Origin of the sequence: Oceanobacillus iheyensis HTE831 (assembly GCF_000011245.1) — a bacterium.
GTDB lineage: Bacteria > Bacillota > Bacilli > Bacillales > Amphibacillaceae > Oceanobacillus > Oceanobacillus iheyensis.
The window spans coordinates 823,843-837,334 of the sequence record NC_004193.1 but is presented as its reverse complement, the minus strand read 5'-3'; the positions used below and the strand labels follow the sequence as shown (position 1 = coordinate 837,334).

General features: G+C 35.5%; 10 protein-coding genes. All 10 read right to left on the bottom strand.

Annotated features, from left to right (window positions below):
• Positions 1-178 precede the first annotated feature (178 nt).
• Positions 179-1,084, bottom strand: a complete 906-nt coding sequence (locus OB_RS04200) for an ROK family protein (protein WP_011065188.1) — start codon at positions 1,082-1,084, stop codon at positions 179-181.
• 52 nt (positions 1,085-1,136) lie between these two features.
• Positions 1,137-2,576, bottom strand: coding sequence for a glycoside hydrolase family 1 protein (locus OB_RS04195; protein WP_011065187.1), 1,440 nt, complete (start codon positions 2,574-2,576; stop codon positions 1,137-1,139).
• 23 nt (positions 2,577-2,599) lie between these two features.
• Positions 2,600-4,153 (bottom strand): response regulator transcription factor, encoded by a 1,554-nt coding sequence (locus OB_RS04190; protein WP_011065186.1) that lies wholly within the window; start codon positions 4,151-4,153, stop codon positions 2,600-2,602.
• Entirely contained in the window at positions 4,154-5,887 is a 1,734-nt protein-coding gene (locus OB_RS04185; protein WP_011065185.1) for a cache domain-containing sensor histidine kinase, read from the bottom strand.
• A 31-nt stretch (positions 5,888-5,918) separates the two neighbouring features.
• Positions 5,919-6,791, bottom strand: a complete 873-nt coding sequence (locus OB_RS04180) for a carbohydrate ABC transporter permease (RefSeq protein ID WP_011065184.1) — start codon at positions 6,789-6,791, stop codon at positions 5,919-5,921.
• Between the two features lie 12 nt (positions 6,792-6,803).
• The gene (locus OB_RS04175) at positions 6,804-7,679 is read right to left on the bottom strand and encodes a carbohydrate ABC transporter permease (protein WP_011065183.1); all 876 of its coding nucleotides are present in this window, start codon (positions 7,677-7,679) and stop codon (positions 6,804-6,806) included.
• A gap of 60 nt (positions 7,680-7,739) precedes the next feature.
• Positions 7,740-9,020 (bottom strand): extracellular solute-binding protein, encoded by a 1,281-nt coding sequence (locus tag OB_RS04170; protein WP_011065182.1) that lies wholly within the window; start codon positions 9,018-9,020, stop codon positions 7,740-7,742.
• Between the two features lie 514 nt (positions 9,021-9,534).
• On the bottom strand, positions 9,535-11,127 hold the full coding sequence (locus OB_RS04165; protein ID WP_011065181.1) for a glutathione ABC transporter substrate-binding protein: 1,593 nt from the start codon (positions 11,125-11,127) through the stop codon (positions 9,535-9,537).
• A gap of 22 nt (positions 11,128-11,149) precedes the next feature.
• Positions 11,150-12,214, bottom strand: coding sequence for a M42 family metallopeptidase (locus OB_RS04160; RefSeq protein WP_011065180.1), 1,065 nt, complete (start codon positions 12,212-12,214; stop codon positions 11,150-11,152).
• A 406-nt stretch (positions 12,215-12,620) separates the two neighbouring features.
• Positions 12,621-12,953 carry a hypothetical protein gene (locus OB_RS04155; RefSeq protein WP_011065179.1) on the bottom strand — a complete coding sequence of 111 codons (333 nt, stop codon included), beginning with the start codon at positions 12,951-12,953 and terminating at the stop codon, positions 12,621-12,623.
• Between the last annotated feature and the right edge of the window lie 539 nt (positions 12,954-13,492).

Here is a 13,492-nt window from a genome sequence, read left to right as displayed (position 1 = left end):
TTTATCTTTTAAAGCTCATTAAGCTACCTTGTCCCAGGTTACGATTATAATCAACCACTAAAGTAAAGCCTTTAGACTCACGATCGATTGTATTAACCCAGTATTTCTCCATCCAAGCCATCTACCATTCCTACTGTAATTTCTTTACTCTATTAAAATCTACCCACAGCGATCTCTATTAGATAGGAGCTACCTTTGAACAATCAAATTCTTTCAACCACCCATATACAGCTCCAAATAAATTAGCATTTTGTTTGAATTTGCAAGCTTCTATGTTGGGTTTGACTTTCGCTAAATCTACTACTGCCAATATTCCGTCCAGCTTTTCATCAATTTTTTTAATTAAATCTTCTCTAGCGCTAATACCTCCACCAAGTAAGATTACTTCGGGATCATAAATATATTGGAGATTATAAATACCTACTGCTAATAGATGATAGAATCTATCTAATGCTTGCAAACAAACCTCATCTCCAGCCTCGGCCATGGTAAAAATCTGTTCACCGGTAAGAGAGTCTACATCAATATTTTTCCGTTCCGCGACCACTCTTACTAATGCCTTTGTTGAAGCTACTCTGCTCCAAACATCATTACTATCTTGAACCTCAGAGTTCAAAAGCATATAGCCAAACTCTCCACCGTGCAGATTTGCTCCCTTATGCAACTCAGCATTTTTAAATACAGCACCACCAATGCCCGTTCCAAGCACCATAACAAGTACGTCTTTCCTGCCTTTTGCAGCCCCTTTCCAAAATTCTGCATATCCTGCACAATGTGCATCATTCTCCATAAAAATAGGTACATTTAGCCGATCTTCTATTAAACGCTTTACATTTGGTCCATGTAAATAATGCAGTGCACTCGAACCTTTTATGATTCCTTCACCCGATACTGCCCCTGGACAACTCACTGCTACTCCGTTCACTCCCTTATACAAAACTGAGATTTCTTTCATAGCACGTAATAACCCTTCCAATGAGTTTGGTGTCTTCAATTTATTAGTTTCAAATAAAGTCATATCTTCATATACCACACCATATTTCAAAAAAGTTCCACCAATATCGAATGCTAAATACCTGTCCATCTATCCACCCCTTAACGATTTATCCATAAATCTCTGGCTAGAAAATTATTTTCTATTTGTAATTCTCATCATTTTCCGCTTCAAATTTTCTTGATTCTATTAGCTGTTTATACCAGTAAGCAGATTTTTTCAGATGACGATTACGATTATCCTCCAAATCAATTTCTACTAATCCATATCTATTTTTAAAAGCATTCATAGGTGATACATTATCGGTAAAAGCCCAAAGCATATACCCTTTACAATTAACACCTTCTTCTACTGCCTTTAATAGCCATTTTAAATGCTCACGAATAAATTCAATTCGATAATCATCCTGAATCATATTCGACGCATCCTTAAATCTCTTCTCGTTTTCTACTCCCATCCCGTTTTCCGCAATGAACCATTCAATATTGTCATATTCCTCTTTCATTCGAATTCCCATATCATACATAATTTGTGGATATATTTCCCATCCACGGTAGGGATTCATTTTCTTACCTGGGAGTTCAAATATCTCATAATAATACGCAGGATGAAATGGGGTTTGTTCATTCCACCCAGCTGTACGTGCTTTAACTCGGTGTGGAAAATATAGATTTAAACCGACATAATCTACCGTATTATCCTTAATCAAATTTAACTCTTCTTCCGTAAAATCAAATGTAATCCCATGTTTCTTCATTACATCAAATAATTCTTTCGGGTATTCTCCTTTAATCGAGGGATCCAGAAATATACGATTAAAAAACAAATCATACATCTTTGCCGCTTGTTGATCATGTGTAGCAGTAGAACGTGCATAGGTGACTTCTGGATTTAAGATAACGCCAATTTTTGCTCCATTTTTATCTTTAAGTTGCAAGTCTTTGAATAAATTTACTACCTTGGCTGTCGCCAACACTTTGTTGTAGTTCCACTGCATCCATTTTTTTGTGCTTTGTTCAAACGGCCAGCGAATAGCATCTAAATATACGCGAGTCTGTACTACGATTGGTTCATTAAAGGTAAACCAATGCTTTACCTTGTCTCCATACCTCTCAAAAACTTTATTAGCATATTGAACAAATAATTCCACTACATGCTTTGATTCCCAGCCTCCATATTTTTCAAATAAAACAGCCGGAACCTCATAATGCTCCAGACAGATCATTGGCTCTACACCGTTTTGTATTAATTTCTCAATAACATCATCCACATAAGCTGCATATTCCTCATCAACAATAGCATTCTCATAATCTATTAAAAAACGTGACCAGTTAATCGATGTTCGAAAATGAGTTAATCCTATTTCTTTCATATAATCTATGTCTTCCTCATAACGCTGATAGAAATTTGTTGCTCCCGCAGGACCGTAACCATTATGCCAAACATGTTTATTGTTTTTATACCAGATGTCCAAATAGGAGTCCTGAGAGTCCCTTTTTCCAATCCATCCCTCGGTCTGCCACGCTGAAACAGCTGCCCCTAACATAAAATTATTCGGCACCTTTATTGTTACATTTTCCATTCAAACTTCCTCCTTTATAGCTTCTATTCAATTGCAGTTAATTTTCGGTAATTCGTTGGAGTCAATCCAGAAAACTTCTTGAACACACTGACAAAATATTTATATTCTTGAAAGCCTACTTGTATTGAGATTTCACTTACTTTGAAAGGGGTATTTATAAGCAATGATTTAGCTTCTTCTACTCTTAATTTATTGACATATTCATTAAAATTTTCTCCTGTTTTCTGTTTAAAAAGAGTACTGAAATAATTGGATGATACATTTATGACATCCGCAACTTCTTGAACTTTTATTGTTGTGCGAAAATATTCATTGATGTATCTCTCCGCCTGTTTTATTAGCCAATCCGCTTTTTCCAGCTTATGATGAGCCAGCTTTTTCATAATTAGCTCCAAATCCTGCTCAAATAAATACTGTATTGATGAATAAGAATTATAAAGGAATAGATCCACATCATTTAAGAAATGACAATCTAACTTTACTGATATTTCACCAAGTAGTGCTTCATATTCCTTCATAATCACCTTTAACATATGGTTGCACACGTCTTGTACTTCTTGAAGTAGAAATGAATGTCTTCGAAAATAGTCAAATAAAGTAGTTATCCATTTTTCTACTTGATTATGTTGTAATGGTTTTCTACGGAATAACGTTTCTATCAATTCCCTCTCTATTTCGTAAGGGTAAGCTTGCATATCAGAACGGTCCATTTGATAATTGGAAAAAATAACATCATGTTCTCTAATTAAGGGTAAATAGTTGTGGATAGTCTTTAGTTGATTATATTTGGCTTTTAAATCCGTCACATTAATAACTGAATCACTCCATATAAAAGAAAAAGAATGTTTATGAGTGATTAATTCAGCTACCTCAATTGGATTAATTTGAGAATCTATTGGCTGTATCAAACAGGTAAGCAATTGATTGCGATGAACAAAAATCGATTCAGCGTCAAATCCAAGCATTTCCGTCGCCTGATTTATCGTGTCCTTCCATTGTTGATTAAAGAATGTTAGACCTTGTTCAGATAGTTGATTAATTTTTTTACCATATTTTAGCGTACTGATAAATGGATAAATCTTTATATCTGGATATCTATTAACACTTATCGTTTCCTCTGGGAAATGATAAATCTGTTGAAAAATAATATTCCTTATTTCCTTTTGTCTAGTTTTGTTTTTCACATGTTGTTCTGCTTCAAGTTCTTTTACAAGGCTATTCACTTTGGATTCCAATTCATTTATATCCACCGGTTTTAATAAATAATCCTTTACACCTGACTGAATTGCTTTTTTTGCGTATGCGAACTCATCATATCCACTAATTAACATCGTTTTTGTTTGTGGATGGTTTTTGTGTAAATAAGATGCTAATTGTAATCCATCCATGTTCGGCATACGGACATCAGATAACACAAGGTCAATACCGCCCAACCCGTCTATTTTTCGAATGGCATCCAATCCATCACAAGCTATCTCGACCTTTTCTATCTGATATTTCTCCCAAGGTATAGTTTGTTGAAGACCTAATCGAATTATCGGTTCATCATCGACAATCAATATTCTGTAAGACGACATCTAATCACCTAATTCTTTTGATTTATCCTCATTTAATAGTGGTAAGATCATGCGAAGAAATGCACCTTCATCTGAATCCAAAATAGTTAGTCCATAAAGTTTTCCAAAAACAATAGAAATCCGATCGTTCAAATTTTTCAACGCATATCCAGCACGTAGCTCACCGTTCTTCTTGTGTTCATTAAATCCCCAACCATTATCGATAACATCAATTACTGCTTGATTTTCATCACGATAACAATGAATGCGAATTATCCCCTGTCTCGGAAGGTTCTTAAAACCATGTTGAATACTATTCTCGATTAAAGGTTGAATCATTTGTTTCATAACATAATAGCCTTTAAGTTGCTCCTCCATCACAAGTTGATAATCAAGTTTTTCACCTAATCGCTTCTTCTGCAATTCCAGATAAGCCTGACTATATTCCACTTCTTCCTCGAACTTTACCAAGGATTTTCCATTATTTAGATTCATGCGAAATATTTTAGAAAGCCGTTCTATCAATTGACTAGTTTCTGGTGCGTTTTCCAGTCTTGCATTCCAACGGATCATATCCAGTGTGTTATACAGAAAATGTGGATTTATTTGATTCTGTAAGACTTTAAGTTCCGACTCTTTCTGCTTTATTTTTAATCGATATTCTGTATCAATATGTTTTTGAATAGTTTTAACCATTTTATTAAAACGGTAACCTAGTTTCCCAATCTCATCATTGGAGTCTACATGGACACTTGCAGTTAAGTTCCCAGTTTCCACTTGCTTTGTCTGTTTAGTCAATTCTAGTATCCGTTTAATATTAGAATGATAAAAGAAGGTAAAGAAAAGCAAGCCTGCAAGAAAAAGAATGCCAATTAGAAACCCGATCAATGCCCGCACTTCTGTTAAATCCTCAGCTAGCTTATCTTCATCGATAGCAGTAACAGAAAACCAATTGGTATTCGTAAGCTGATTTTTTACAACTACTAAGTGGCTTTCTCCGTCCTGATAGCTATATGATTTCTCCACTCCATCCACAATCCATTTAATTAAGCCGGAGTCTGGAAATTGCTTGCCAACCAGATCTACATCCGGATGTAAGATGACCTCTCCTTTATCAGAGACAATAAAATAGTCACTCTGTTGAGACCGTACCTCTATTTGGTTATATAATTCCGCTTGATCAAGCCGGATACGCACGATCCCAATTTGTTCACTGATATTATTCATATCATTAATTATTCTAGTTAAGCTGATTACATATTTATCTTCATTCCAATCACTTTTAACTTGATAAGGATTACTCCATACTGGACTCCCTTTCGCTTCCTTGGCGACTTTATCCAATTCTTGCTCATTCCCAGTAACTGGTTCTCCATGCTTCACCAAATGCCCATCTCTTCCCTCTAATAAAATAGAATTAATATATGGATTAGATATAAGTTGAAATGTAAAATAGCCCTTAATAACTTCCATCGCCTCTTGGTAATCAGGTTGATACATTTCATCTTTTTGGGAGATAAAAATTTTCCGGAAATTACGATCGTAAATCATATACGAGGACATCGCTTCTACTGTTGAAAATACGGTCAATAAATTTTGTTCATTTCTGCTTAATCTTTCGGTTGCTTCCTCAATTGCTTGATTTTTCAACGCTACATTTGTTTGATAATAAATTAATAAACTAACAAACAATATCGGTATCATTAATGCAAGAAAAAATGTAATGAACTTTCTTTTTAATCCCCACTTTTTCATCCAATCTAGTCCTTTAACAGTTAATTCCTCATTAACCCTTTACGGCTCCAGAAGTCATTCCATTCACAATCTCTTTCTCCAAGAATAAATAGAAGATGACAATCGGAACTAGTGACATCGTTAATCCTGCCATCTGTGCCCCATAGTTGGTTGTAAACTGACCAGCAAAATTAGCTAATCCAAGTGGCAATGTTTGCAACGCTGGATCATTAATTAGTACTAATGCAAAAGAAAACTCATTCCAGTTATAGATGAAATTAAGAATAACAACCGTAGCTATTGCTGGTCTTGACATAGGAAGGATAATCGACCAAAAGATTCGAAATATCCCAGCCCCATCCATAATTGCCGATTCCTCAATATCCTTTGGAAAAGCTTTCATAAAACTTGTTAAAATAAATATTGTAATTGGCAGATGGAAAGCCACATACGGGAATAATAATGTAATTTCAGTATTAAGCAATCCGAGGTTTTTCATCAGAATAAACATCGGAACGAGCGTAGCGTGAATCGGAATTAATAAACCAAATATAAAAAATGTATACATTATCTTATTAAATCTAAACTTGAATCTAGCTAGGAAATACGATGCCAATGCACCGATAATTACGGTGACAAGTGTAGCTGTGACACAGACGAATATACTATTTTTGAACAATACACCAAGATTAGCTATTTCCCATGCATTTGCATAATTTTCCAATATAAATTCATTTGGAAAACCGAACTGATTCACCGTAAATTCCTGCTCAGACTTAAAAGAGTTGATTGCCATCCATATAATTGGGTAGACATTTACAATTGCGAATAGGCCCAGCAAGGTATAGATGATGATTCTTGATAGTCGTTTTTTCAACTTTCCATTGGTACGTCGGTTATTTTTTGTAGTAACAATGGACTCCATATACATCCCTCCTCATATCATTTTCTTCCCGAGTAATTTCGTAACTATAAAAATTAAAATGAGACTAAAGAAGAAAATAAATACAGAAACTGCACTACCGTACCCATATTGCAAGTTATTAAATGTCTCATGAAACATATAGAGTGCCATCACATCTGAAGAATGGGCTGGACCCCCATTCGTCATTACATAAATCAGATCAAATGTCTTCAAGCTTCCAGAAATACAAAGGATAACTGCCACGATAATCGAATCCCAAATCATCGGTATCGTAATTTTAAATGTCGTCATCCATTCTGAAGCGCCATCCATTTTTGCTGCTTCCAGTACTTCTGTCGGCACGTTTTGCAACGCCGCTAGAAAAATAATGAAGTACAACCCAACAAATTGCCAAACCACAGTAACTAAAACGGCAATCATGACCCATTTCGTATCACCAAGCCAATTTTGTGCCATGAATCCTAGACCAATATTACGCAAAAATTCATTTAACATACCATTCTGAGAATTATAAATAAGACTCCATGTTAAGGAGATTACCACCGTTGATAAGACTACAGGGAGAAAACCGACTGTTCTGAAAAACTTTACTCCTTTAATCTTACGGTTCAGTAAGAGTGCGAAGAATAGCGCTATTGGTACCTGACCTAATACAGAAGCAATAACAACATAAAGATTATTTTTGACGGAATTCCAGAACAACGGATCTTCAAATAAATTTCTAAAGTTATCAAGACCAATAAAGGTCATATCGGTAAATCCATCCCATTCCATTAATGAGTAATAAAATGATTGAAGGATTGGATAAATAGCAAAAACAGCATAAATCAGAAAAGCTGGTAGTAACCCAATGATAATCGCTGCTTTGCTTTTACGCGTCAGCTGCATCTTCTATCACCCCAATTTTCACAGGCTGCCAGAAATGCCGGCAACCTGTGAACTAATTGTTTACTCATTAGATTTATCCCATTCCGCCTGCATTTCAGCAGCAAGCTCTTCTGGTGTTTTATCACCAAGTGTAATTGATTGAAGACCATTATTAATAATGTCCGTTAATTCCGGAGTTAATGTCGCATCATAAACTGGTGATAACCCATTTTGGGCCATGCTGTTCGCATCCTTAAATACTTGTGGAATACTATCATCCATTTCCACATCAGCGGGTACAATTATATTTGCTTGAACAAGCTGCTGGAATAGTTCTTCACTATAGTAAAATTTAAGAAACTCAAATGCAGCTTCTTGCTCCGCTTCACTTAAATTACTATTAACCGCAATTCCACCACCAGCAACTCCAGATATTTTAGATGGATCTCCCTCTCCACCTTCAAAAGACGGAAACGCAGCAACCCCGATATTTTCCACATCCTCTACACTGTCCATTATTGGTCCGATTGCCCAGGAACCCGCAAAATGCATTGCAGTAGATCCTTTAATAAATTCGTTTCTAGATTGAGCCTCATCTACTGTATTCATATCTTCATTAAACGCTTCTAATTTGGTCAATTCATCAATGACAGATAAAGCATTAATGAACTGTTCATCTTCAAACGTACCTTCACCGTTTAGAACATTTCCCAGGAAATCACTTCCTGTGTAACGATCAGCAATTCCTGAAATATATACAGATTGCAATGGCCAAATTGCCTTATTGCCAAGAGAAATTGGTGTAACATCATTTGATTTTAATTCCTCTATTAAACTTTTAAACCCTTCATAAGTTGTTGGAAATTCATCATACCCAGCTTCGCTCACAATTTCTTTATTATAAAAAACCAAGCTTGTTTCGCTAATATTAGATGGAATAGCATAATAATTTCCATCTACTGCATAATCCTGTAGAATCTCTTCCGGAATCATCCCTTCCCAATGATCAATTATCGGATTTAAAGGAAGAAGTGCATTACCTTGAACTAATGGCTGAACACGAGTCCCAGGCCAGACACGCATCATATCTGGCAACTGATTACCAGCTGCCTGTGTCCGCAGCTTGATCTCATAATCATCATGTGGAATACTTTCATTAACAATTTGAATTTCTTCATTCTGTTCGTTAAATTTTTCTATTATATCTTTGTACACAGTATTTTCGGGTCGATCCTCTGTCCAATCATTCCATAATGTTAGTTCAATCACCCCATCCTCGGATTGTGCCTCTTCATTGTCCCCACAAGCTGCTAAAATAAAAATAACTGCTACACCCAATAGTAAAAGCTTAATCGTTTTCATCATATTCCCCCTCGTTTATTAAGCGCTTACAAAGATTGTAGCAATTCATGTATTTACTTGGTATCCTATAATTCTATAAAAATATCCAAAAAATACAGATATTTTAAAAAATAACTTACCTCAGACAAACAACTCCTTTCTGCTAGTCTTCATGTTTTTTCTTACCCTTCAATTACTTAACGCTAGCCAGATAGCTTGGATTTTTTTCTTATGGGTTCATTCTTAGATGCCTAATCGTTTGAAATATGCGAGCGGCTAGTTATTACCACCAGCTTACACGCTTCACTAAAAACTTTTTCTTTTATACTTTTATTTTATTTGATACGATTTTTTAACTAAACCTAACCTATTTCCGGTGCAAGGAGGAAATAGTTAAGCGTTTTCATTTTCAAAAAGGAAACCGTACAATGTGATTTACAACAATATATTGTTCTGTTATTAAAATAAGTTGCTTAATACTAACCCATTTAAAAAAGCCCAATATCCAACCAGTGGACATCAGACTTTATATTATTTAATCTTCTAAAGAAACATTCTTTAATTGCAATAACTGCGTTGGCAACTGGGTAAGGCCCTTCACCTCATCACGAACTCCAAGTAAATATTCTTGATGAAGTAAGTACACAAATGGAGAAAGCTCAACTAGCTTTTCCTGTGCCTTACTATATAAATCTAGACGCTTTTCAGGGTCAGCTGTTTGACGTGCTTCTTCCAAGTAAGAATCCAATTCTTTATCTACTGTAAATGTGCGATTTCCTGGTGATCCAACATTTTCAGAATGGAATAGTGGATACATGCCATTATCTGCATCGCCGGTAACAGTCGTCCAACCAAATACCATCATCTCATGTTCGCCCTTAGCAGTTTGATCCAGCATAGCCCCCCATTCAACCGTTTCTACCTCTAAGTCGATTCCGATTTCCGCAAGTTGAGCTTGAACATTTGTTGCTGTATCAATCCGTTGACGATCATCATTCGTCCAGATCGTCGCAGAGAATCCATCGGGATAACCCGCTTCTTCTAATAAAGATTTTGCCTCTTCAACATTGTATTCCAAACCATTTAATTGCTCATCATATCCAAAAATCCCAGGAGCTAGTGGGCCCTTGGCTGGAATGCCAGCACCTTCATAAATTCCGTTAATGATTTCTTCTTTGTTGATAGCCATCGAAATTGCTTGTCGTACACGCACATCATCAAATGGTTCCTTTTCCATATTGAAACCTATATAAGCTAAAGAAGAACTTTCCTGGCGTTGCACATTCATTCCATCTGTATTTTCAACTTCTGCAACATCAGATGGGCTTAAAGGAGTAATAATATGAGAATCACCCGTAGATAATTCAGAGATTCGAGTTAAATCCTCTGAAACTACTTTAAAGGTAACAGAATTAAGCATTGCTGGTTTATCCCAGTAATCCTCATTTTTCATTAGCTTCACGGATTCACCAGTTTGCCAATTCTCAAATGTAAAAGGACCAGTACCCACTGGGTTTGAATTAATTACACTGCTTGGTTCTTCCCCATTCTCCATTGCTGCATAATCCTCTTCAATTAATTCTTGCGACACCATCTGTCCACCCGGATGTGCTAAATGAGCTGGCAACGGAGCAAAAGGATATTCAGTGATAAAGCGTACCGTATAATCATCAACCACTTGTACCTCTGTTATCATATCGTACATAAATGCTACTGGTGACCCTATGTCAGGATCTAGTATACGTTCTATATTTGCTTTCACTACATTTGAATTGAAGACAGATCCGTCATGAAAAGTGACGTCTTCTCGCAACTTAAATTCCCATGTTGTATCATTTACTTGCTCCCAACTTTCTGCTAGAGAAGGCTGAAGCTCCATATCTTCATTTTGTGTAACCAAATTATCAAATATATTAATGCGAACATTTGCAGAAGGTGTATCGTTTGTTGCATGAGGATCTAATGATACCGCATCTGCTTGACTAGCAATTACTAAGTCCCCACCCTGACTCGTACTTTTTTCTGAGTTACTATCACTATTTTCTTCTGGCTCACTGGCACATGCAGCAAGCAATAAACTAAACACAAGTGTTATGATAAAACCGACTAAAACTTTACGCGATTTCATGCTGATTTCCCCCATTTATGTATTAAAATGTAAATTTTGTATCTTCATTTAAGTTAAATATAAATGCTTTCACTAGTTCTTTTGTTGCAATTAAATCGGATAGGCTGATTGCTTCAACAGGAGAATGTGCGTAACGGGAAGGAATCGATAGCACCCCTGTTGGTATGCCTTTATTTGCTACAGCTACTGCTCCTCCATCTGTTCCAATTCCAGGAAAGACTTCCAACTGATGAATAATTTCTTCTTGGACTGCGATTTTTTTCAATTCTTCTAATATGCTCTTTTGTACAATCAAGCTAAAATCCAACACCTTTATTCCAGTTCCCTCACCAAGGAAAAGACTTTGATCCATGGTTTCTTCAGGAGTATCACTTACAGCAGTCGTATCAATTGCGATAGCTACGTCTACGTCTTCCAAACCATTAATTGCCGTTTGTGCACCACGTAATCCAACTTCCTCTTGAACAGTGAAAAGGAAAACAATTTCTCCAGCAAATTCTTGTTTGTCAATCTCATTTAATACAGATAAAAGTACAGCACATCCTGCCCGATCATCAAGTGCTTTTCCAACAATCAATTGCTTATCTTCAGGACCAATAATCCTGCTCTTAGTCGCCCATGTAACAGGTGTTCCAACTTCTACTCCCATTTCAAGAGCAGTCTGTTTCGATGTTGCCCCAATATCTATGTATAAATTAGCATGTTGGCGTACTTTTTTAGGATCGTCAAATTTCACAAAATGTGCAGACATTGTTCCAATTACTCCATCAAGCTCTTGCTTCGAACCTAGTACTTTTACTGACTGTGCCAGCAAAATGCGATCGTCATGTCCACCCAATTTTTCAAAACGTAATAACCCATTATTCTCAATTTTCTTTATAATAAAACCGACCTCATCCATATGAGCTGTTATAAGTGTTACAGGCCCCGGTTTTCCGCCCTTTTTTCTTGCAATCACATTTCCCATGGCATCAACTTGAACACTGTCCACTTTATCCTCTACATAATCACGAATAAAATAAGCAACATTTTGTTCGTAGCCACAAGGACCGTTTAATTCACTTAGTTGTTTTACAAGGTTGTCCATCATTACATCCCTTTCGCTATAAACTTTATCTCAATAAATAGAAAACCGTAATTTATCTAGTTATTTTGATAATTAATGTTATTCTATACCTCTCCCTATTTAGAATCAACATATATTCTACATTTTTATTGAAAATTCGACAAACTTTTGGTGAGTGACGATCCTCATATAGATTTGTTCTAGAATAGTAGAGAGACTATGTATGGACATAAAAATTCCCTTAAGTTAAAACAGATTAAAAATATAAATCTGTTTTAACTTAAGGGAACCATATTATATAAGATATCCCATCTCGATTTTGTTTCTCTCATAATTTTGGTAATTTCCTTTCCATAACCAAAGCAACCTACTAAAAACTTAGGACAATAGAAGTAAGACCATAAACGAACCAGTAATTCCCTTCGAGTTAATAATCACAAATTTGGTCTTTACATTTTTCTTTTGTATCTGGGAAACCTTCTTTTGTACTGATGGCGGCCACGGTAAGGTCATCATTTAATGAAATAGAGAATCCTCCTTGACCGTTTACAGTTCCATCAATTTTTGTTCCACCCATTGGACTTATATAAGGTTCATCCAATTCAATAGATTCAACTGCTTCAAAGTTGTTTTCAATATAACTCTCAGTAACATTTTTCAGCTTTGATGTGGTTTCATCATCAAAATCAGGGTCCACATTACAACCTACTAATAGTATAATAGTCATGATAATAAATATTAAAAAATTCTTATATTTCATACATACACCTCACACTTTGCAAATTCATAAATGGAAGTTTTGTTTACGGCATTTAAATTAATCGAATCCTTATCCATCATACAATACAATATAGTAAGTGACTATATAACAACATGTAATTTATATTGAATCGTTTCCGCATAGTTTTATTGACTTAAAATGGAAGCAGTACGTAAAATTCTTGTTGCAATTATTTATGCTGATAGAATAATAGAGAACATGCTTTAAGATCTACAAGAAAGAAAAAACAATATTATGGATAATCCTTTATAAAAGTGTTTATTAGTCAGGATGATACTATCTAGCGGGATTTTTAGGTATTTTCGAACAAAAGAATTTCGAATATTTATCCTTCAGTTAAGCACTGGTATTTTATCGATAAAACCCTGATTTCGCAAATGTTTATACGGAATCAGGGTGGTGTTACAATTGTGTTTTTACTAGTAATAATTTATTTAGTTGTACATTTTAGGTAAAAGGCCTAAAAAAGAGAGACAATAAACGTCACACTTTTTCAGGTTAGAGAGATCCATAAATTT

Bases quoted from the DNA above. Each gene is read 5' to 3' on its own strand.
- OB_RS04155 (WP_011065179.1), bottom strand. From the start codon at position 12,953: ATGAAATATAAGAATTTTTTAATATTTATTATCATGACTATTATACTA.
- OB_RS04185 (WP_011065185.1), bottom strand. From the start codon at position 5,887: ATGAAAAAGTGGGGATTAAAAAGAAAGTTCATTACATTTTTTCTTGCA.
- OB_RS04160 (WP_011065180.1), bottom strand. From the start codon at position 12,214: ATGGACAACCTTGTAAAACAACTAAGTGAATTAAACGGTCCTTGTGGC.
- OB_RS04165 (WP_011065181.1), bottom strand. From the start codon at position 11,127: ATGAAATCGCGTAAAGTTTTAGTCGGTTTTATCATAACACTTGTGTTT.
- OB_RS04190 (WP_011065186.1), bottom strand. From the start codon at position 4,153: ATGTCGTCTTACAGAATATTGATTGTCGATGATGAACCGATAATTCGA.
- OB_RS04180 (WP_011065184.1), bottom strand. From the start codon at position 6,791: ATGGAGTCCATTGTTACTACAAAAAATAACCGACGTACCAATGGAAAG.
- OB_RS04170 (WP_011065182.1), bottom strand. From the start codon at position 9,020: ATGAAAACGATTAAGCTTTTACTATTGGGTGTAGCAGTTATTTTTATT.
- OB_RS04175 (WP_011065183.1), bottom strand. From the start codon at position 7,679: ATGCAGCTGACGCGTAAAAGCAAAGCAGCGATTATCATTGGGTTACTA.
- OB_RS04200 (WP_011065188.1), bottom strand. From the start codon at position 1,084: ATGGACAGGTATTTAGCATTCGATATTGGTGGAACTTTTTTGAAATAT.
- OB_RS04195 (WP_011065187.1), bottom strand. From the start codon at position 2,576: ATGGAAAATGTAACAATAAAGGTGCCGAATAATTTTATGTTAGGGGCA.